Origin of the sequence: Nocardioides jiangsuensis (assembly GCF_019679455.1) — a bacterium.
GTDB classification, from domain to species: domain Bacteria; phylum Actinomycetota; class Actinomycetes; order Propionibacteriales; family Nocardioidaceae; genus Nocardioides_C; species Nocardioides_C jiangsuensis.
Window position 1 is genome coordinate 1 of sequence record NZ_JAIEZQ010000001.1, and the last position, 20,773, is coordinate 20,773.

Annotated in this window: 21 protein-coding genes and 1 rRNA gene; 21 read left to right on the forward strand and 1 reads right to left on the reverse strand. The window is 72.8% G+C overall.

The window, feature by feature from the left end; genetic code table 11:
- Positions 1–130: 130 nt before the first annotated feature.
- From rrf to K1X13_RS00015, 3 genes are all read left to right on the forward strand, one after another.
- Positions 131–247: ribosomal RNA gene (gene rrf, locus K1X13_RS00005) — 5S ribosomal RNA — on the forward strand.
- Positions 248–400: 153 nt separating this feature from the next.
- Complete coding sequence (locus K1X13_RS00010; protein WP_221023014.1) at positions 401–1,462, forward strand: tetratricopeptide repeat protein; 1,062 nt, start codon at positions 401–403, stop codon at positions 1,460–1,462.
- Positions 1,463–1,568: 106 nt separating this feature from the next.
- Positions 1,569–1,925 carry a single-stranded DNA-binding protein gene (locus K1X13_RS00015; protein ID WP_221023015.1) on the forward strand — a complete coding sequence of 119 codons (357 nt, stop codon included), beginning with the start codon at positions 1,569–1,571 and terminating at the stop codon, positions 1,923–1,925.
- 8 nt (positions 1,926–1,933) lie between these two features.
- On the opposite strand, the gene K1X13_RS00020 is transcribed toward K1X13_RS00015, so the two are convergent.
- A complete protein-coding gene (locus tag K1X13_RS00020) occupies positions 1,934–3,196 on the reverse strand; it encodes a DUF1015 family protein (protein WP_221023016.1) in 1,263 nt (420 codons plus the stop codon).
- A gap of 53 nt (positions 3,197–3,249) precedes the next feature.
- On the opposite strand from K1X13_RS00020, the gene K1X13_RS00025 reads away from it, so the two are divergent.
- From K1X13_RS00025 to K1X13_RS00110, 18 genes are all read left to right on the forward strand, one after another.
- Positions 3,250–4,248 (forward strand): HAD-IIA family hydrolase, encoded by a 999-nt coding sequence (locus K1X13_RS00025; protein WP_308249298.1) that lies wholly within the window; start codon positions 3,250–3,252, stop codon positions 4,246–4,248.
- A gap of 82 nt (positions 4,249–4,330) precedes the next feature.
- Positions 4,331–4,588: a hypothetical protein gene (locus tag K1X13_RS00030; protein WP_221023017.1), complete on the forward strand. Its 258-nt coding sequence runs from the start codon at positions 4,331–4,333 to the stop codon at positions 4,586–4,588.
- A gap of 15 nt (positions 4,589–4,603) precedes the next feature.
- On the forward strand, positions 4,604–5,440 hold the full coding sequence (locus K1X13_RS00035; protein ID WP_221023018.1) for a TlyA family RNA methyltransferase: 837 nt from the start codon (positions 4,604–4,606) through the stop codon (positions 5,438–5,440).
- Entirely contained in the window at positions 5,437–6,465 is a 1,029-nt protein-coding gene (locus K1X13_RS00040) for an NAD kinase (RefSeq protein ID WP_221023019.1), read from the forward strand. Before K1X13_RS00035 ends, K1X13_RS00040 begins: the two co-directional genes overlap by 4 nt.
- Positions 6,458–8,194 (forward strand): DNA repair protein RecN, encoded by a 1,737-nt coding sequence (recN, locus tag K1X13_RS00045; RefSeq protein ID WP_221023020.1) that lies wholly within the window; start codon positions 6,458–6,460, stop codon positions 8,192–8,194. Before K1X13_RS00040 ends, recN begins: the two co-directional genes overlap by 8 nt.
- Positions 8,195–8,244: 50 nt before the next feature.
- A complete protein-coding gene (gene steA, locus K1X13_RS00050; RefSeq protein ID WP_221023021.1) occupies positions 8,245–9,459 on the forward strand; it encodes a putative cytokinetic ring protein SteA in 1,215 nt (404 codons plus the stop codon).
- Positions 9,456–10,403, forward strand: a complete 948-nt coding sequence (locus tag K1X13_RS00055) for a copper transporter (protein WP_221023022.1) — start codon at positions 9,456–9,458, stop codon at positions 10,401–10,403. The genes steA and K1X13_RS00055 overlap by 4 nt, the downstream gene beginning before the upstream one ends.
- A gap of 120 nt (positions 10,404–10,523) precedes the next feature.
- A complete protein-coding gene (pyrG, locus tag K1X13_RS00060; protein WP_372450649.1) occupies positions 10,524–12,248 on the forward strand; it encodes a CTP synthase in 1,725 nt (574 codons plus the stop codon).
- A complete protein-coding gene (locus tag K1X13_RS00065) occupies positions 12,245–12,844 on the forward strand; it encodes an NUDIX domain-containing protein (protein ID WP_221023024.1) in 600 nt (199 codons plus the stop codon). The genes pyrG and K1X13_RS00065 overlap by 4 nt, the downstream gene beginning before the upstream one ends.
- Before the next feature lie 114 nt (positions 12,845–12,958).
- The gene (ald, locus tag K1X13_RS00070) at positions 12,959–14,074 is read left to right on the forward strand and encodes an alanine dehydrogenase (protein ID WP_221023025.1); all 1,116 of its coding nucleotides are present in this window, start codon (positions 12,959–12,961) and stop codon (positions 14,072–14,074) included.
- Positions 14,071–15,012, forward strand: coding sequence for a site-specific tyrosine recombinase XerD (gene xerD, locus K1X13_RS00075; protein ID WP_221024474.1), 942 nt, complete (start codon positions 14,071–14,073; stop codon positions 15,010–15,012). Before ald ends, xerD begins: the two co-directional genes overlap by 4 nt.
- A 499-nt stretch (positions 15,013–15,511) precedes the next feature.
- A complete protein-coding gene (locus tag K1X13_RS00080; RefSeq protein WP_225914557.1) occupies positions 15,512–16,327 on the forward strand; it encodes a ParA family protein in 816 nt (271 codons plus the stop codon).
- Positions 16,312–16,743, forward strand: a complete 432-nt coding sequence (locus K1X13_RS00085) for a hypothetical protein (RefSeq protein ID WP_221023026.1) — start codon at positions 16,312–16,314, stop codon at positions 16,741–16,743. The genes K1X13_RS00080 and K1X13_RS00085 overlap by 16 nt, the downstream gene beginning before the upstream one ends.
- Complete coding sequence (locus tag K1X13_RS00090; protein WP_221023027.1) at positions 16,740–17,699, forward strand: segregation and condensation protein A; 960 nt, start codon at positions 16,740–16,742, stop codon at positions 17,697–17,699. The genes K1X13_RS00085 and K1X13_RS00090 overlap by 4 nt, the downstream gene beginning before the upstream one ends.
- Positions 17,696–18,457 (forward strand): SMC-Scp complex subunit ScpB, encoded by a 762-nt coding sequence (gene scpB, locus K1X13_RS00095; RefSeq protein WP_308249299.1) that lies wholly within the window; start codon positions 17,696–17,698, stop codon positions 18,455–18,457. Before K1X13_RS00090 ends, scpB begins: the two co-directional genes overlap by 4 nt.
- A complete protein-coding gene (locus K1X13_RS00100; RefSeq protein ID WP_221023028.1) occupies positions 18,454–19,197 on the forward strand; it encodes a pseudouridine synthase in 744 nt (247 codons plus the stop codon). Before scpB ends, K1X13_RS00100 begins: the two co-directional genes overlap by 4 nt.
- A 105-nt stretch (positions 19,198–19,302) precedes the next feature.
- Positions 19,303–19,698: a chorismate mutase gene (aroH, locus tag K1X13_RS00105; RefSeq protein WP_221023029.1), complete on the forward strand. Its 396-nt coding sequence runs from the start codon at positions 19,303–19,305 to the stop codon at positions 19,696–19,698.
- Positions 19,695–20,771: a prephenate dehydrogenase gene (locus K1X13_RS00110; protein ID WP_221023030.1), complete on the forward strand. Its 1,077-nt coding sequence runs from the start codon at positions 19,695–19,697 to the stop codon at positions 20,769–20,771. The genes aroH and K1X13_RS00110 overlap by 4 nt, the downstream gene beginning before the upstream one ends.
- The last annotated feature ends 2 nt before the right edge of the window (positions 20,772–20,773 follow it).

Here is a 20,773-nt window from a genome sequence, read left to right on the forward strand (position 1 = left end):
AGCCGACCGGTACTAATAGGCCGAGGGCTTGTCCCTCAAAGATGTTGCGCGTCCACTGTGTGGTTCCCGAGTTACGGACGGGAACCCAAGACACACCACTGTTTTGGAACTGTTGATAACTCCATAGAGTTTCGGCGGCCATAGCGAAAGGGAAACACCCGGTCCCATTCCGAACCCGGAAGTTAAGCCTTTCAGCGCCGATGGTACTGCACACGGGAGTGTGTGGGAGAGTAGGACGTCGCCGAACATAACTGTGAGCTAGAGGCCACCCTACGGGGTGGCCTCTAGTCATTTCCGGACCCTGTTTGGCGCTTCCGGCGCCGGGTCCGCGATGATGTCCGAGCAAGAGGTACGAGAGACGCCTGCCCCTCGACGGGCGGGTTCGCGAAGGGAAGTTGTTGTGGCGAACGAAGGCCGGTCACAGGGTCCGCGACGCGGGGGTCAGGGACGTGGTCCCTCCTCCGGGGGGTCGCGTGGCGCAGGGAACCGCTCCGGCGGGACCGGCGGCGGACGTTCCGGCAGCGGCACGGGCAGCAGCTCCGGCAGCGGCACGGGCGGGTCGGGGAGCGGACGCCAGGGAGGCGGCTCCGCCGGCTCGCGGGGCGACCGTCCGGACTTCCGCGGCGGTGACCGCCGAGGCGGAGGCGACAAGCGCTCGAGCGACCGCGGTGGTACCAAGCCGTGGAGCCGGCCGCGCCGTGAGGACGACCGCCGTGACCAGGAGTCGCGCAGCGTCGACCAGGCCAGGTACGACGGGCCGCCGCTCGACGAGGCGATCACCGGGCGTGAGCTCGACCGCAACGTGCGCCAGCAGCTCCGCGGCCTTCCCGAGAAGCTCGCGGCGCGCGTCGCCCGCCACCTCGTCGCCGCCGGCCAGCTGATCGACACCGACCCGCAGACCGCCTACCAGCACACGCTGGCCGCGCGGGCGCGTGCCGCGCGTATCGCGGTGGTCCGGGAGGCGTGCGGCGAGGCCGCCTACGCCGCCGGCGAGTTCGCCGAGGCGCTGTCGGAGTTCCGTGCCGCCAAGCGCATGAACGGCGTGAACGACTACCTCCCGCTGATGGCCGACTGCGAGCGCGCGCTGGGCCGGCCCGACAAGGCGCTGGCGCTGGCGAAGAGCCCTGCGGTGGCCAACCTTGCCCAGGAGCAGCAGGCGGAGATGACCATCGTCGAGGCCGGCGCGCGTCGGGACCTCGGTGAGCTCGACGCCGCGCTGCGGACGCTGGAGAACGCCCCGTTGCGCTCGCGCACCCGGGCGCCCTGGGTGGTGCGCCTGCGCTACGCCTACGCCGACACCCTGCTGGCCGCCGGCCGCGAGGAGGAGGCCGTGGTCTGGTTCCACCGCACCGCCGGTATCGACGGCGAGGGGATCACCGACGCGGCCGAGCGGCTCGGCGAGATCGAGGGGCTCGTGGTCACCGACACCACCGACGGCGAGCACGAGCTCTCCGAGGACTGACCAGGTCCTCTCCCCAGGCGCCCGCGCAGCGGCACCGTCCACTCGGTGACGGTCCGTCGTCCCGCGTCGCCTCCACGTCGAGGATCCTCGACGTGGAGGTGGACGGATGAACGTGGTGGAGACGCCGGCGGGGGAGTCCCGCAACGAGGTCGGCCTGACCGGACGGGTGTCATCGGCGCCGATCGAGCGTGAGCTGCCGAGCGGCGACAGGATCGTGACGTTCCGGCTCGTGGTGGCGCGCACCCGGAGCCCCATGACCGCCCAGTCCAAGCAGACCTCGGACTGGGTGGACTGCGTCGCCTGGGGCGCCCGGGTCCGGCGCACCACCCTCTCGTGGCACGTCGGTGACGTGGTGCAGGTCGACGGTGCCCTGCGCCGGCGCTTCTACCGGCAGGACGCCGGCAGCTCCACCCGGCTCGAGGTCGAGGTGCTCGCCGCGCGGACGCTGCAGAGAGCGCGGTGAGCGACGACTCAGCTGTCGCGCAGGTCCCGCATGACGAGGCCCACCCGCGGCTTGGGCGCGAACGACGTCGACTTCCGGGGCATCCGGATACCCCGGGAGGAGCTCTCCATCACCTGGCGGAGATCCGGCGGCTGCACCGCGACCACGACCCCGGGCTGTCGGGCGACCGTGTGCAGGGCCTGGTCGATCGAGTGGTGGTAGCCCACCTGCCCCTCGGCGACGTGCCAGGACGGCAAGAGGTCCTCGTGCAGCACCGCGGCGTCGACCTCGTGGCTGCGGCTGGTCGAGAGCACCGCCCAGGTCCGCCCGTCGGAGAGCGCGAAGGCCGCGCGGTCCGGATCGGTCACGCCGGCCTGGCTGAAGGCGCTCTCCCGGTCGGCGACGCCGACCAGCCGGTCGCCCCGTTCCTCGGCGAGGTCCGCGACGTCGGACAGGGTGAGCGCGCTGATCGTGCGGTGGATCGGCCCGACCGTCATCGGGTAGTCGTGCTGGTCCACGAGCATCGCCAGCCCGAAGTCCCAGGGCGACGAGTCCGGCGGGGACGCAGGGTCGCGCAGCTCGGCCTGGAGACGCTGGTAGGCCGCGTAACGGTGGTGGCCGTCCGCGATCAGCACCTGGGCGGGAGCAAGCTCGACCGCCAGGTCATGCAGGACGTCGTTCGCGGTGACGTTCCAGAGCACGTGCCTGCTGCCGTCGAGGGCCACGAAGTCACAGTCGGGCGTGGCCGCCGTCACCGCGTCGAGGCTCTCGCGCAGACGCTGCGACCCCTCGTGGACCAGGAGGATCGGCTCGAGGTTGGTCTCCGTGGTGCGCATGAGCACGGTGCGGTCCTCCACGGGCGCCTCCATCACACCCTCGTGGGGAAGCACCACGCGCTCCTCGTCCTCACGCAGCGCGACCAGGCCGATCAGCCCGCGGACCGTGGTCCCGTCAACGGTGTACTGGTACAGGTACAGCCCCGGCTGGTCGTCCGCGACCAGGTAGCCCTTCGCCCGCCAGCTCTCCAGCCGGCGGCGCACCGCCAGGTAGGGGCGCTCGAACCGCCGTGAAAGAATCAGCCGCACGATGTTGCGGCGGTTGCCGTTCTCGAGGTCGCGGACGGTCTCGGCGTCCAGCACGTCGTACGGCGGCGAGATGACCGTGCCGAGGTCTCCTACCCGTGCCGGGTCGTAGTGCAGGCCGCGGAACGGCGCGAGGACGAACGGCCGGCGCGACGCAGGGCCCGGCCCGTCCGTCGTACGGGCGGTGTCCTCGGGCGCGGAGTCGGGCATCGCTGCATCGTAGGAGAACCACGTCGAAGATCGCCAAGCGGGAGGCCGGGCCGGTGCTGAAGCAGAGCAGCGAGGCGCTGTGGGACGCGTACGACCTCGCCATGCTCGACCTCGACGGCGTCGTCTACATCGGTCCGGCGGCGGTCCCCGGTGCGGCAGCGGCGCTGCAGAAGGCGCTGGCCGCCGGGATGCAGCTCGCCTACGTCACCAACAACGCCTCCCGGCCACCGGGCGTGGTCGCCGACCACCTCCGCGACCTCGGCGTCCCTGTCGAGGACGGCCACGTGGTCACCTCGGCCCAGGCCGCGGCCCGCCTCCTCGCGGACGAGCTCGAGCCTGGCGCGAAGGTGTTCGTGATCGGCGGCCGGGGGCTGTTCGAGGCGCTCCTCGACGAGGGGCTCGTGCCGGTGCAGTCGACGGACGACGCGCCGGTCGCGGTGGCGTCCGGCTACGACGCCGACCTGCGCTGGCGCACGGTCACCGAGGGCGCGATCCTGGTCAAGCAGGGGCTGTTCTGGGTGGCCTCCAACATGGACATCAGCGTGCCGACGGCTCGCGGGCACGGCCCGGGCAACGGGGTGCTCGTCGAGGCCGTGGCCGGGTTCGCCGGCCGTCGGCCGGTGGTCGCGGGGAAGCCTCTCCGGCCGCTGTTCGAGGAGACCCGCCGCCGCGTCGGCGGTGATCGCCCGCTGGTGGTGGGGGACAGGCTCGACACCGACATCGAGGGCGCGAACAACACCGGGCTCGACAGCCTGCTCGTGATGACCGGTGTGACCGGTCTGCCCGAGCTGGCCTCGGCGACGCCCGGGCTGCGTCCGTCGTACGTCTCGGCGGACCTCGACGGGCTCGGCAGCGCGCACGGCGTGCCTGCGCCCGCCGGGGAGGGGTTCGAGCTCGGCGGCTGGCAGGCCCGGGTGCACGACGGAGAGGTCGCTGTCGAGGGCAGCGGGAGCACGGACGACTGGTGGCGCGTGGTCGCGCAGACCGCATGGCAGCATCTGGACACCACGGGCGGCCCGGCGGAGACCTCCGCGCTGCGGCCGCCGGGGTAGCGTTGGCGGGCGGCGACCGGCGCTCAGCGGCGCGCGAGCGCCGCAGGACAGGGCAGGACCACGGAGGGAAAGGGTGAGACCGGTGGGTGACGACTTCGAGACGACGGCCGACGCGACCTCGGCGTCCGGGAGCAACGCCGGAAGCGGGGCCGGCATGCCGACCCCCGCGCGGATGGCGAACCGTGGCGGCCAGGAGGCCGGTCACGCCGAGGTCGACGACGTGCTGGGCACCTTGAGCGGCCTCGACGAGGCCCCGGTCTCCGAGCATGTCGCCGTCTTCGAGAGCGCTCACGAACGCCTCCGCGCCGCGCTCGCCGACGCGGGCAACGACCGGTCCTGAGCTCCCCCGCCCCCGATGCCGCGTCGACTCCGCCTGGACGCCGAGCTGGTCCGCCGTGGACTGGCCCGGTCGCGTGAGCACGCCAGCGAGCTGATCGCCGCCGGGCGTGTGAAGGTGTCCGGGGCCCTGGCCACCAAGCCGGCCACCGGAGTGACCACCGACGTGGCCCTCGTGGTCCTCGACGACCCGGGCCGGCCCGACTACGTCTCCCGCGGCGGCCACAAGCTGGCCGGCGCGCTCGAGGTGTTCGAGCCCCTGGGGCTGGTGGTGTCGGGGCGGCGCGCTCTCGACGCGGGAGCCTCCACCGGTGGGTTCACCGACGTCCTGCTCCGGCGGGGTGCCCGCGAGGTGCAGGCGGTCGACGTCGGCTACGGGCAGCTCGCCTGGTCCCTGCAGCAGGACCCCCGGGTGCACGTGCACGACCGGGTGAACATCCGCGACCTCACCCTCGAGCAGATCGGCGGCCCGGTCGACCTGGTCGTCGGTGACCTGTCCTTCATCTCGCTCGGCCTGGTGCTGGACGCCCTCATCGGTGTCACCAGCCCGGACGGCGACCTGGCCCTGATGGTCAAGCCGCAGTTCGAGGTGGGCAAGGACCGGGTCGGCAAGGGCGGGGTGGTCCGCGACCTCGGCCTGCGTGCCGCAGCGGTCACCGCTGTCGCGGCCACGGCGGCGGCCAAGGGCTGGGGCGCCCGCGCGGTGACCGCCAGCCCGCTGCCGGGGCCGTCGGGCAACGTCGAGTTCTTCCTCTGGCTGCGCCGGGGCGAGGCGACCATCGGCGAGGCCGAGATCGACGAGGAAGTCCGCCGTACGGCGTCCCTGGGGGTGCCGGGTGAGAAGGTGGACACGTGACGACCCCTGACACCACCGGACGCCGCGTCCTCGTCCTGGCCCACACCGGCCGGGAGGAGGCGCGTGACGTCGCGCGGCAGTTCTGCGAGTCCCTGCACCGGCACGGGCTCGCGGTCCGGCTGCTCAAGGACGAGGCCGCCGACCTCGACCTGGACCTCGCGGGTGTGGAGACCGTCGAGCCCCTGCCCGACGCCGCGGAGGGCTGCGAGCTCGCGGTCGTGATCGGCGGCGACGGCACGATCCTGCGCGCTGCCGAGCTGACCCGGGAGACCGGCACGCCCGTGCTGGGCGTCAACCTCGGCCACGTCGGCTTCCTCGCCGAGGCGGAGCACGACGACGTCGAGTTCACCATCGACGCGATCGTCCGCCGCCGTTACACCTCGGAGGAGCGGCTCACCCTCGACGTGGCGGTGTACCGCGACAAGGAGCTCGTGGCCACGACGTGGGCGCTCAACGAGGCCAGCGTGGAGAAGGCGGCGCGGCAGCGGATGCTCGAGGTGGTCGTCGAGGTCGACGGTCGGCCGCTGTCCCGGTGGGGCTGCGACGGCGTGGTCTGCGCGACGCCCACCGGGTCCACCGCCTACAACTTCAGCGCCGGCGGCCCGATCGTGTGGCCCGCTGTCGAGGCGCTGCTCATGGTCCCGATCAGCGCCCACGCCCTGTTCGCGCGGCCGATGGTGGTGGCACCCACCTCCGTGCTCGCCGTCGAGGTGCTCGCCCGCACCGAGGGCGCCGGCGTCCTCTGGGCCGACGGCCGGCGCAGCTTCGACCTGCCGCCGGGTGCCCGGATCGAGGTACGCCGCGGCAGGTCGCCGGTCCGGCTCGTCCGGCTGCACCAGGCGCCGTTCACCGACCGTCTCGTCGCGAAGTTCGACCTGCCCGTCTCCGGCTGGCGCGGCGCGGCGGAGCGTCGCCGCTCGCGGGGGAACGGGAACGGCAACGGCGAGCCCACGGGCGGCAACGACGTCGGCAACAACGGCGCCGGGTCCGGGACCGGCGATGCGGGCGGGGGAGAGCATGCTTGAGGAGCTGAGGATCACCTCGCTCGGCGTCATCGACGAGTCCGTCCTCGAGCTCGGGCCGGGCTTCACCGCGATCACCGGTGAGACCGGTGCGGGCAAGACCATGGTGGTCACCGCCCTCGGGCTGCTCCTCGGTGGCCGCGCCGACTCCGGCGCGGTCCGCACCGGCGCCAAGGGGGCCCGGGTCGAGGGCGTGGTCCGCGTGGACGGGCTCGGCGCCGAGCTGCGCGACAAGGTGGACGGGCTCGGCGGCGAGATCGAGGACGGCCAGCTGCTGCTGGCCCGGCAGATCTCGGCCGAGGGCCGCTCCCGTGCCTTCGCCGGGGGCGTGGCGGTCCCGGCCAGCGCGCTCGCCGGCCTCGCCGACCCCCTGGTCGCCGTGCACGGCCAGTCCGACCAGCACCGGCTGCTGCAGGCGGCGGCGCAGCGCGACGCCCTCGACAGCTTCGCCGGCGCCAAGACGCTGGAGCTGCGGCGCCGGTACGCCGAGACCTTCCGCACGCTGCGCGCCACGGAGTCCGAGCTCGCCGAGGTCGTGCAGACCGCCCGGGAGCGTGCGCAGGAGGCCGACCTGCTGCGGTTCGGGCTCGGTGAGGTGGAGGCGGTCGCGCCCGAGCCGGGCGAGGACGTCGCGCTGGCCGCGGAGGAGTCCCGGCTGGGCTTCGCCGACACGCTGCGCACCGCCGCCGCCCAGGCCCGGGAGTGCCTGTCCTCGGAGGACGGCGGCCCCGACGCCCTCGGTACCGTCTCCGCGGCCCGCAAGCTGCTCGACGGTGTCCGCGACCACGACCCGGAGGCGGCCTCGCTCGCCGACCGGCTCGCGGAGGTCAGCTACCTGCTCTCCGACGTGGCCGCCGACGTGTCGTCGTACGCCTCGGGCCTCGACACCGACCCGGCGCGGCTCGCCGCTGTCTCCGAGCGGCGGGCGTCGCTGACCGCGCTCACCCGCAAGTACGGCGACACCATCGACGACGTGCTCGCCTGGTCGCAGACCGCCTCGCTGCGGCTGCTGGACCTCGACAACACCGACGAGCACATCGAAGAGCTGACCCGGCGCCGCGACGAGCTGCGCGCGGAGCTCGCCGCCCACGGCGCCGCCCTGTCCGCGGCGCGCGCCAAGGCGGCCACCAAGCTCGGCAAGGTGGTCTCCGACGAGCTGACCTCGCTGGCGATGCCGCATGCCGAGCTGACCGTCGCGCTCTCCCGGAGCGACGACCCCGACGGCCTGCCCGTGGACGGCCGCACGGTGCGGTTCACCTCGTCGGGCCTCGACGACGTCGAGTTCCTGATGGCCGCCAACACGGGCGCGGAGCCCCGCCCGCTGAACAAGGGCGCCTCCGGTGGTGAGCTGTCGCGGGTGATGCTCGCCGTCGAGGTCGCCCTGGCCGCGACCAACCCGGTGCCCACGTTCGTCTTCGACGAGGTCGACGCCGGGGTGGGCGGCAAGGCGGCCGTCGAGGTGGGCCGCAGGCTCGCGATGCTGGCGCGCCACGCCCAAGTGCTGGTTGTCACACACCTGCCCCAGGTGGCGGCGTTCGCGGACCACCACTGCGTGGTCCGCAAGAGCAGCGACGGCACCGTCACCACGTCCGGGCTCACCGTCCTGGACGACTCTGCGCGGGTGCGGGAGCTGTCCCGGATGCTCGCCGGGCTCGAGGACTCCGACACCGCGCTCGCCCACGCACAGGAGCTGCTGGACACCGCGCAGGAGGCACGCGCGACGCCCCGCTGACCGGTTGCCTCCGGAGAAGTCGCCGTCCGGCGTGGCAGGATTGCTGCGCCATGAAGTTCTCCTCGCGATCGAAGCCCCTCGACGGCCTGCCCGGAGTCTCCGGCACAGTCCGCGTCGACCGCCGTACCACCACCCTGATGCGCCGGCTGAAGCCCGGGGACATCGCGGTGATCGACCACCTCGACCTCGACCGGGCCAATGCCGAGGCCCTGGTGGACAAGGGCGTCGCCGCGGTCGTGAACGCCTCGCCGTTCATCTCCGGCCGGTACCCCAACCTGGGTCCCGAGCTGCTCGCGAAGTCCGGGGTGGTCCTCCTCGACAACGTCGGCTCCGACGTCTTCGCCAAGCTCCACGACGGCAACCCGGCCCGGATCCACGAGGGTCGGCTCTACGTCCGGGAGGAGCAGGTCCTCGCAGGCCGCGAGCTGACCGCCGAGGACATCGCGGAGATGATGGACGAGGCCCGCGGCGGCCTCTCCACGCAGCTGCAGAGCTTCACCCACAACACCACCGAGTTCCTGCGCCGTGAGCAGGACCTGCTGCTGCACGGGCAGGGCGCCCCGGAGGTCAAGACCAAGCTCGAGGGCCGTCCCGTGGTGGTGGTCGTCCGCGGCTACGACTTCCGCGAGGACCTGCGCCGGCTGCGCCGCTACATCCGCGAGCAGCGGCCGGTGCTGATCGGCGTCGACGCCGGGGCCGACGCTCTGCTCGAGGCCGGCCACCGCCCTGACCTCGTGGTCGTGGGGGAGACCGGGCTGGCCCAGGGGGTCCGCTCCGGCGACAGCGGCGCGGTGTCCGACAAGGCGCTGCGCGGCGCCCGGGAGGTCGTCCTGCACACCGACCGGGCCGGCAGGGCGGTCGGTTCCGACCGGCTCGGCCGGATCGGGGTCCGCGCGCAGACCTTCTCCGCCTCCGGCACGAGCGAGGACGTCGCGATGCTGCTCGCCGACCTCGCCGGCGCCTCCCTGATCGTCTCCGTGGGTACGCACGCCACCCTCGGCGAGTTCCTCGACCGGCACCGCTCCGGTCTGGCCAGCACCTTCCTCACGCGGCTGCGCGTCGGGCCCAAGCTGGTGGACGCCAAGGGCGTGCCGCAGCTGTACGCCGGCCGGGTGCGCCTGTGGCACCTCCTGCTCGTGCTGCTCGCCGGCATCGTCGCGCTGCTGGTCGCGCTCGCCGCCACCCCCGTGGGGCAGGAGTGGTGGGACTCCGTGCAGACCTGGCTCGCTGACCCAACCGACTGGTTCCAAGGACTTTTCTCGTGATCTCTTTCCGGTACCACATCGTCTCCATCGTCTCCGTGTTCCTCGCGCTGGCGGTCGGTGTCGCCCTCGGCGGCGGCCCGCTCAAGGGCGAGGTCGACAACACGCTCGTGGAGCAGGTCGAGGCCGACCGGCGGGCGAAGGCGGACCTCCAGGCCGAGATCGCGTCGCTGCGCAGCAGCAACCAGTTCACCGACGCCTTCGCCACCGGGGTCGCGCCGCGGCTCGTCGGAGGCACCCTCGACGGCCGTGCCGTGACGATGGTCGTGCTGCCGGGCGCGCCGGAGGCCACGGTCACCTCCACCACCGAGCTCATCGGGGCCGCCGGCGGCAGCGTCGGCGCCACCGTGCGGGTCGGCGAGGCGCTGGTCGACGTGGGCCAGAAGCAGCTCGTCGACGAGCTCGCCAGCCAGCTGCTCGAGGGCGCCCCCGACGTGGCGGTCCCCGAGGACGCCAGCGGGTACGAGCGCCTCGGCGCCCTGCTCGCCCGCGCGGTCGCGACCACCGAGGACGGCGGCGCCGAGGTCGACGATGCCTCGAACAGCATCATGGCCGGGTTGAGCACCGCGGGCCTGCTGTCCCCGGCAGGGGAGATCGCCCGCCGCGGCAGCCTGGTCGTGTTCGTCGGCGGGTACGGCGCGGGCACCACCGAGGAGCGTGAGGGCGCCAGCACGATCGTGTCCTCGATCGCGCGGGCCGTGGACGCCGAGACCGACGGCGTGGTCGTCGCTGCCCCGTCCGCCGCGGCCGAGGACGGCGGCGTGGTGGACGTCGTACGCCGGGACGTGACCGCGGCCCAGGAGGTCTCCACCGTGGACGCGCTCGGCCGTGTGGCCGGCCAGGTCGTCACGGTGATGGCGCTCGCGGAGCAGGCCGGCGGTGGCGCTGGTCACTACGGGGCCGTGGACGCCGCCGACGGAGCCTTCCCCGGCGCCAACGAGGAGTGAGCACACCGGCGCGGCTTTAGCCAACACCGCGGTCCTGTTGGTAGCCTAGAACCCCGTGGATGGTTGGGGATCTCCGACCGAGCCGCACCCATGACCGGCATCGACACCACGGGAGTTCCCTTGGCCGCAGCGCAGCCCACCAAGCACGTCTTCGTCACCGGCGGCGTCGCCTCCTCGCTCGGTAAGGGCCTGACGGCCTCGAGCCTCGGAAGCCTCCTCAAGTCGCGTGGGCTGCGGGTGACGATGCAGAAGCTCGACCCGTACCTCAACGTGGACCCGGGCACGATGAACCCGTTCCAGCACGGCGAGGTGTTCGTCACCAACGACGGCGCGGAGACCGACCTCGACATCGGCCACTACGAGCGGTTCCTCGACACCGACCTCGGCCAGATCGCGAACGTGACCACCGGCCAGGTGTACTCCGAGGTGATCGCCAAGGAGCGTCGCGGCGACTACCTCGGCGACACGGTCCAGGTGATCCCGCACATCACCAACGAGATCAAGGAGCGGATCCGGGCCATGGGCGGCCCGGACATCGACGTGGTGATCACCGAGATCGGTGGCACCGTCGGCGACATCGAGTCGTTGCCCTTCCTCGAGGCCGCCCGCCAGGTCCGCCACGACGTCGGCCGCGACAACTGCTTCTTCCTGCACGTCTCCCTGGTGCCGTACATCGGCCCCTCGGGCGAGCTGAAGACCAAGCCCACCCAGCACTCCGTGGCCGCGCTGCGCTCGATCGGCATCCAGCCCGACGCGATCGTGTGCCGCTCCGACCGGCACATCCCGTCGTCGGTGAAGCGGAAGATCTCGCTGATGTGCGACGTGGACGACGAGGCCGTGGTCACCGCGAGTGACGCCCCCTCCATCTACGACATCCCCAAGGTGCTGCACTCCGAGGGCCTCGACGCCTATGTCGTACGGCGCCTGAACCTGCCGTTCCGCGACGTCGACTGGACCCAGTGGGACGACCTGCTCCGCCGCGTGCACCACCCCGCCGAGGAGGTGACCGTCGCGCTGGTCGGCAAGTACATCGACCTGCCCGACGCCTACCTCTCCGTCGCGGAGGCGCTGCGCGCCGGGGGCTTCGCGCACGAGGCGAAGGTGAACCTGGTCTGGGTCCCCTCCGACGAGTGCCAGACCAAGGAGGGTGCCGCCAAGCACCTCGCCGACGTGGACGCCGTGTGCGTGCCCGGCGGGTTCGGTATCCGCGGCATCGAGGGCAAGGTCGGCGCGCTGGAGTACGCCCGCACCCACGGCATCCCGACCCTGGGCCTGTGCCTGGGCCTGCAGTGCATGGTCATCGAGTACGCCCGGCACGTGGCCGGCATCGAGAACGCCGACTCCACCGAGTTCGACACCGACTGCGCGCAGCCGGTCATCGCCACGATGGCCGAGCAGAAGCACGTCGTCGCCGGTGAGGGCGACTTGGGCGGCACCATGCGCCTGGGCCTCTACCCGGCCGAGCTCAAGGAGGGCACGGTGGTCCGCGAGACCTACGGCGAGCCCAAGGTCGAGGAGCGGCACCGGCACCGGTACGAGGTGAACAACGCCTATCGCGCCCAGCTCGAGGAGGCCGGCCTGGTGTTCTCGGGTACCTCGCCGGACAACAACCTGGTCGAGTTCGTCGAGCTTCCCCGCGAGGTGCACCCGTACTACGTCTCCACCCAGGCGCACCCCGAGCTGCGCTCGCGTCCCACGCGCCCGCACCCGCTGTTCGCGGGACTCGTCGGCGCGGCCATCGCGCGGCAGCGGGAGCTGCGGTTCCCGATCGACGAGTCGACGCTGCGCCGCCATGACGTGGACGGCGACGCCGCGAACGACGCCGCGGCATCCGTCGAGGCGTGAACGACGTGGCCCCGGCGGACCGTCCGGAGTCGTGGCAGGTCCACGGCACCGAGGACATCTGGCGCGGAGCCGCGCCGTTCGCGGTGCGGAGCGACCGGATCAGCGCCCCGGCGCGGCCGGACGAGCACTTCGGCCGGCTGGTGCTCGAGCACCCCGGGGCCGTCGCCGTGCTCGCGGTCGACGACCGCGACCGGGTGCTGGTCCTCGAGCAGTACCGGCACCCGGCCGGCACCCGCTTCGTCGAGCTCCCTGCGGGACTGCTGGATGTGGCGGGGGAGGACCCCCTGGTCACCGCGCAGCGCGAGCTGCGTGAGGAGGCCGGGCTGGTCGCGCAGCGGTGGACGCACCTGATGAGCACCTACCCGTCGCCGGGGCTGAGCAGCGAGCGGATCGAGATCTACCTGGCCGAGGACGTCAGCGAGACCGACGACCGCGGCGGCTTCGTGCTCGAGCACGAGGAGGCGGACATGACCACCGCCTGGGTCCCGGTCGGGGAGCTGCTCGAGGGCGTGCTCGCGGGCCGGCTGACCGAGGGCCCGCTGGCGCTGGCGGTGCTGCTCTACACCCACCAGGACCGCCACCGCGCGGCACGCTGAACCGACGCCCCGCGGAGGCTTCGGCCCCGACCCGGCGCGTCGCGCCCGCCCGGAATACACTCCTCGTGGTCACCCCACTGACGTGGTGACAATCACAGCGAAGGAGCTCCCGCGTTGAAGGTCGGTGTCCCCAAGGAAGTCAAGAACCACGAGTATCGCGTGGCGATCACGCCCGCGGGCGTGCACGAGCTCGTGGTCCACGGTCACGAGGTCTACGTCGAGGCCTCCGCCGGCGTCGGCTCGTCGATCCTCGACGAGGAGTACGTCGCCGCGGGCGCCCGGATCCTCGACACGCCCGACGAGGTCTGGGCGACCGGTGACCTGATCCTCAAGGTCAAGGAGCCCATCGAGGAGGAGTACCACCGGATGCGTGAGGGGCAGGTGCTCTTCACCTACCTCCACCTCGCCGCGTCCCGCCCGTGCACCGACGCGCTGCTCGACCGCGGCGTCACCGGCATCGCCTACGAGACCGTGCAGACCCCCAACGGCGGGCTGCCGCTGCTCGCCCCGATGAGCGAGGTGGCCGGCCGGCTCGCCCCGCAGGCGGGCGCCTACCACCTGATGCGTGCCGGCGGCGGCCGCGGGGTGCTGCTCGGCGGTGTCTCCGGCGTGTACGCCGGCAAGGTCGTCGTGATCGGCGCCGGTGTCTCCGGCATGAACGCCGCCGCGATCGCGCTCGGCATGCAGGCCGAGGTGCTGCTGCTCGACAAGAACATCGAGGCGCTGCGGCAGGCCGACCGGATCTACCAGGGCCACCTGCAGACCGTCGCCTCCAACGCCTACGAGATCGAGCGCGCGGTGATCGACGCCGACCTGGTCATCGGCGCGGTGCTCGTGCCCGGGGCCAAGGCTCCGACGCTGATCTCCAACGAGCTCGTCAGCCGGATGAAGAAGGGCTCGGTGCTCGTCGACATCTCGATCGACCAGGGTGGCTGCTTCGAGGACTCGCGGCCCACCACGCACGCCTCGCCGACCTACGAGGTGCACGACTCGATCTTCTACTGCGTGGCGAACATGCCCGGCGCCGTCCCGCACACCTCCACCTACGCGCTGACCAATGTCACGCTGCCCTACGCGGTGGCGCTGGCCGACAAGGGCTGGCGCCAGGCGCTGCGCGACGACCATTCGCTCGCGCTGGGGCTCAACACCCACGCCGGCAAGCTCACCTACGCACCGGTGGCCGAGGCGCACGGGATGGAGTCGGTCTCGCTGGACGGGGCGCTCGCCTGAACGGCAGCACCGGACCTTCGCCGCTCCAGCGTGCGGTCCGCACCTACCTCGACCACCTGGTGGTCGAACGGGGCCTGGCGGACAACACGCTGAAGTCCTACCGGCGCGACCTGCGCCGCTACGTCGGCTTCCTGGCCGGCGCCGGCGTGGAGTCGGTCGACGCGATCACCGAGGCGTCGGTCGGCGGCTTCCTCATGGCCCTGCGTGAGGGAGACGCCGACCACCCGCCGTTGAGCGCGGGCTCGGCGGCGCGCACGGTGGTCGCGGTGCGCGGTTTCCACAAGTTCGCGGTCCGGGAGGGCCTGGCCGTGAACGATCCGGCGGCCGCCGTACGCCCGCCGGCCCCCGCGAAGCGGCTGCCCAAGGCGCTGCCGCTGTCCGACATCGAGCGGATCCTGGACGCCGCCGGCGCCCCGGGTACGACGCTGGCGCTGCGTGACCGGGCGCTGCTCGAGGTGCTCTACGGCACCGGGGCGCGGATCTCCGAGGCGGTCGGGCTCGACCTCGACGACCTCGACCCGGAGCAGGGCACCGTGCTGCTCCGCGGCAAGGGCAGCAAGGAGCGGATGGTGCCGGTCGGGTCCTACGCCCGGGAGGCGGTGGACGCCTACCTGGTGCGCGGCCGCCCCGAGCTGGCTGCGACCGGATCCGGGCTGCCGGCGCTCTTCCTCAACGCCCGCGGCGGCCGGCTGTCCCGGCAGAGCGCCTGGACGGTGCTGGCCAAGGCCGCCGAACGGGCCGGGGTGACCGCGGAGGTCTCGCCGCACACGCTGCGGCACTCCTTCGCGACGCACCTGCTGGACGGGGGAGCCGACGTCCGTGTGGTGCAGGAACTGCTCGGGCACGCGTCGGTGACCACCACCCAGGTGTACACGCTGGTGACCGTGGACAGCCTGCGTGAGGTCTACGCCACGGCACACCCGCGCGCGCTCGCCTGACCCACCATCCGTCCCCAGGTTTGTCCCCAGCCGACGCCGGCCTGTGCACGGCGCGCCTAACCGATACACAGGCGCGGGCCGGATTTACTGGTCGGGTACGTGCTTCGGGCATCCCTGTTGTGGGTCGCGCGAGGCACCACATAGAGTCGCCGCGTTGCGCGCGACAAACCGATCTGTAGGCGAGTCGACAAAAACGCGCAGCGCGGCCCATGACACGGGAGGCACGAGCGTGAACGACTCGATCTCACACGGCACCGGCTCCATCGGGAGCGGTGCGGCGGAGATGCCTCCCCTCGTCGACCCGGCTCGGATGGGGGGTGCCGCCCGTCCGGCGGCGTCCTCGAAGCCCTCAGCACCCGCTGTACCCACAGGAGACCACGACCGCGTGAGCGAACCGATCCCCTTCACCCGCACGGAGGCCTCCTCGGCCCGGGACACCGTCGACGCGCCCCTGCCCGGGGCGCCCGCCGAGGTCAAGCTCGGACCGACCGGTCGCCCGATGCCGGTGCTGCCCGAGCCCAAGCCGGTGAGCAGCCACGGCCCCGCCCGCGTGATCGCGATGTGCAACCAGAAGGGCGGCGTCGGCAAGACCACGACGACGATCAACCTCGGCGCGGCGCTCGCGGAGTACGGCCGCAAGGTCCTCCTCGTCGACTTCGACCCGCAGGGCTCGCTGTCGGTCGGTCTCGGACTGAACCCGCACGACATGGAGCTGAGCATCTACAACCTGCTCATGGAGCGCGACGTCACCCTCGACGAGGTCGTCGTGCCCTCCGGCGTCCCGGGCATGGACCTGCTGCCGTCCAACATCGACCTGTCGGCGGCCGAGGTCCAGCTCGTCCACGAGGTCGCCCGCGAGCAGACCCTGGCGCGGATCCTGGCCCCGGCGGGCAAGGACTACGACGTCATCCTGATCGACTGCCAGCCGTCGCTCGGCCTGCTGACCGTGAACGCGCTCACCGCGTCGGACGGCGTGATCGTGCCGCTCGAGTGCGAGTACTTCGCGCTGCGCGGCGTGGCGCTGCTCAAGACCACGATCGACAAGGTCACCGAGCGGCTCAACCCGCGCCTGACCATCGACGGGGTGCTCGGCACGATGTACGACGGCCGCACGCTGCACGGCCGTGAGGTCATGGAGCGGCTGGTCCAGGCCTGGGGCGACACGGTGTTCCACACCGTCATCCGCCGGACCGTGAAGTTCTCCGACTCCACCGTCGCCGGCGAGCCGATCACGACCTACGCCGGGAGCTCGGCCGGCGCGGAGGCCTACCGCCAGCTGGCGAGGGAGGTGCTGGCCCGTTGTCTCGACGGGTGAGCCTGCCCACGGCGGACGACCTCTTCCGACCGACCTCCCCGACCGTCGGGGAGGACGCCGTACCGGCGCCCACGCCCCGTTCCCGGGCCGCGGAGCCCGCCGCCGACCAGTCCGGCGGTGCCGACGACGCCGGGGCCGCTGAGCAGCCCGCCGCGCCCGCCGAGCCGCAGGGCCAGGAGCGGGGCACGCCGCGCCGCAAGCCGAGTGGCCGGGTCCGCCACGACGAGAAGATGACGGTCTACGTCACCGCCGACGAGCTGCTCGACCTCGAGCACGCCCGGCTCAGGCTGCGTCGCGCCACCGGGCTCGCGGTCGACCGCGGACGGCTGGTGCGCGCGGCGGTCGCGATCGCGCTCGCCGACCTCGACGCCCACGGCGAGGAGAGCATGATCGTGCAGCGCCTCAAGCAGCCATGACCGCCGACCTGGCCGACGCGGCCACGGACGAGCAGGCCGGCGGTGGCTTCGCGGTCCGGCTCGACAACTTCGAGGGTCCGTTCGACCTGCTGCTGAGCCTGATCGCGAAGCACAAGCTCGACATCACCGAGGTCGCGCTGTCGCAGGTCACGGTCGAGTTCATCGCGCACATCAAGGCCGCGGGCCCGCAGTGGGACCTCGAGCAGACCTCGTCGTTCCTGCTGGTCGCCTCCACGCTGCTCGACCTCAAGGCCGCCCGGCTGCTGCCGCAGGGCGACATCGAGGACGAGGAGGACCTCGCGCTGCTCGAGGCCCGCGACCTGCTGTTCGCGCGGCTGCTCCAGTACCGCGCCTTCAAGCAGGTCGCCTCGGTGCTCGAGCAGCGGATGGCGGGGGAGACCCGGCGCCACCCCCGGGCGGTCGGTCTCGAGGAGCGGTTCGCCGGCCTGCTGCCGGAGGTGCTGATCGGCCTCGGCCTCGAGGAGTTCGCCGCGCTGGCCGCGAAGGCGCTCACCCCGAAGCCGGTCCTCGAGCTCTCCCTGGCCCACATCCACGCCCCGACGGTGAGCGTCAAGGAGCAGGGCGCGATCGTCGTGGACCGGCTGCGCCGGCAGAAGACGATGACGTTCCGCGCGCTCACGCGCGACGCGCCCGACACGCTGACGACCGTGGCCCGGTTCCTGTCGCTGCTCGAGCTGTTCCGGGAGGGCGCGGTCAGCTTCGACCAGATGTCGCCGCTCGGCGAGCTGACGGTCCGGTGGACCGGCGCGGAGGACGGCGACGTGGAGATCACCGACGAGTTCGACGGCACGCCGTCCGAGGTCGTCGCCGACGTGTCCGCGGGCACCACCGACGACGACGGGGAGACCGTGGTCGCCCTGGCCGACGCCGACCAGGACGCAGACCCCGCCGACGAGAAGTACCCGGACGAGAACGAGGAGAAGGAGAACCCGTGAGCGAGCAGGCCGACATCGCTGCTGAAGCAGAGGTCGCCCAGACGCTGGACGTGCCCCTGGCCGAGCTGAGGCCCGCGCTCGAGGCGGTGCTGATGGTCGCCGACCAGCCGCTCGACCACGTGAGCCTCGCCTCCGCCGTCGGCTATCCCGCCGGGCAGGTGGTCGAGGCGCTCGACGGCCTCGCCGCGGAGTACGCCGAGCAGGGCCGCGGGTTCGACCTGCGCAACGTCGCCGGCGGCTGGCGCTTCTACACGCGCGAGGAGTACGCCGCGGTGGTGGAGCGCTTCGTGCTCGACGGGCAGCGGGCCCGCCTGACCCAGGCCGCGCTGGAGACGCTGGCCGTCGTGGCCTACAAGCAGCCGGTCAGCCGCGCCCGGGTCTCCGCGATCCGCGGCGTGAACGTCGACGGCGTGATGCGCACCCTGGTCACCCGCGGGCTGGTCGAGGAGTGCGGCCACGACGAGGAGACCAGCGCGCTGCTGTACCGCACCACGAGCTACTTCCTCGAGCGGATCGGGGTCACCTCGATCGCCGAGCTGCCCGAGCTGGCGCCGTACCTCCCCGACCTCGGGGACATGGACGACTACGACGAGACCCCCGCCGAGCCGGTGCCCGCGGCCGACGTACCGGCCGAGGCCGCTGCCGAGGCGGAGGTCGGGCCGGAGTCCGAGCCCGAGGCGCAGCCCGCCGCCGAGGGGACCGCAGCCGAGGAGACCCCGGAGCCCGCTGCCGCACCGGTCGAGGAGTTCCGCGGATGAGCGAGACGGGCGACGACGGGCTGGTCCGCCTCCAGAAGCTGCTCGCGCAGTCCGGGGTGGCCAGCCGCCGCAAGTGCGAGGAGCTCATGCTGGGCGGCCTGGTCGAGGTGGACGGCGAGATCGTCACGCGGCTCGGGACCAAGGTGGACCCGCGCACCGCGGTGATCCGGGTGGACGGCAAGCGCCTGCCGCCGGTCAGCGCGCACGTGTACCTGGTGCTGAACAAGCCCCGCGGCGTGGTCTCCACGATGTCCGACCCGGAGGGGCGCCGTACCCTCGAGGACTTCGTGGCCGACCGCCCGGAGCGGCTCTTCCACGTCGGCCGGCTCGACACCGACACCGAGGGCCTGATCCTGCTCACCAACGACGGCGACTTCGCGCACCGGATGGCGCACCCGTCGTACGAGATGGACAAGACCTACGTCGCCGAGGTGCCCGGCCCCGTGTCCAGGGCGACCGTGCGGAAGGTGCTCGACGGGGTCACCCTCGAGGACGGTCCGGTGACGGTCGGCTCGTTCAAGGTGCTCTCCGCGCACGGCGACAAGGCGATCGTCGAGCTGGTCATCCACGAGGGCCGGAACCGGATCGTGCGGCGGCTGCTGGACGCCGTGGGGCACCCGGTGCGACGGCTGACCCGTACCGCGATCGGCCCGGTGCAGCTGACCGGGCTGCGCAGCGGCGAGATGCGCGAGCTGACCCGCGACGAGCTCGGCACCCTGCTCGACGCCGCCAAGCTCTGACACGCTCACCCGTGCGTCCACCGCAGCGCGGGGCACCGCTGCCGCGCCAGGGCAGCGACTAGGGTTTGTGCCTCAGACGGGCAGCGATCGAGGAGGCGTTCAGGCGTGGCGGTGCGGGCAGTACGAGGGGCGACCCAGCTCGACGCGGACGACCGCGAGCACATGCTCGAGCGGGTCGCCGAGATGGTCACCGACGTGATGACCGCCAACGACCTCGACGTGGACGACTTCATCAGCGTGATCTTCACCGCCACCTCCGACCTGGTCTCGGAGTTTCCCGCGTACGCCGCCCGACGGCTCGGCTTCGGCGACGTGCCGCTGATCTGCGCCCGCGAGCTCGAGATCGCGGGGTCGATGCCGCGCGTGGTCCGGATGATGGCGCACGTGGAGACCGACCTGTCCCGCGCCGACATCACCCACGTCTACCTGCACGGCGCGGCGGGCCTGCGCCGGGACCTGACCAAGGTCCGGTCGGTCCCCGACGAGGCGACCGGCTCATGACCGCGCGGGCGCTCACCGGCCCGGTGCTGGTGGTCGGCGCCGGACTGCTCGGTACGTCGATCGGGCTCGCGCTGCGCCGGCACGGGGTGCCCGTGCTGCTCACCGACGTGAACGCGCCGAACCTGACCCTCGCCACCGGGCTCGGCGCGGGGGAGGAGTGGGACGGCGTCCGCGACGTCGAGCTGGTGGTGGTCGCGGTGCCGCCGGACCACCTCGCCGACGAGATCAGCCGTTTCCTGGGGTGCAGCGCCGCCGTCGTCACCGACGTGGGCAGCGTGAAGTCCGCGCCGCTGCGCCAGGTCGCCGCCCGCGTCGACGCCGCGACCCTGCGTCGGTACGTGGGCAGCCACCCGATGGCCGGCAGCGAGCGCTCGGGGCCTTTCGCGGCGTCCGGTGTGCTGTTCGACGGCCGGCCCTGGGCGGTCGTCCCGCACCCCGGGGCGGACCCCGGCGCCGTGTCCCTGGTCACCGAGCTGGCGCGCCTGTGCGGCGCCACCCCGGTCACGCTCAGCCCCGCCGAGCACGACCTCGCCGTCGCCCGCACCTCGCACCTGCCCCACCTGGTCGCCGCGCTGATGGCCGGCCGGCTCACCGAGGCGCCGGAGGACCACCTCGCGCTGTCCGGGCAGGGGGTGCGCGACGTGACCCGGGTGGCCGCCGGTGACCCCGGTCTCTGGCAGCAGATCATCTCCGCGAACGCCGACGCGGTGGCCGAGCTCCTCGGCGACGTCCGTGCGGACCTCGACCGGCTGCTCACCGCCGTCAGGGAGGGCGAGCGGGGCTCCCTGGGCGAGCTGCTCGAGCGTGGGCGCGCCGGGACAGCGGCGATCCCCGGCAAGCACGGCGGCCCCGCGCAGGTGCTGGGCGAGCTGTACGTCGCCGTACCGGACCACCCGGGCGAACTGGCCCGGCTGTTCTCCGACGCGAGCGAGATCGGCGTGAACATCGAGGACGTGCACATCGACCACGACCCCGGCCGGCCGGTCGGTGTGGTCGAGCTCGCCGTCGCCGAGGATCGCGTCGACCTGCTCCAGGAGTCGCTCGAGGCCCGGGGCTGGACCACGCACCGGTAGGC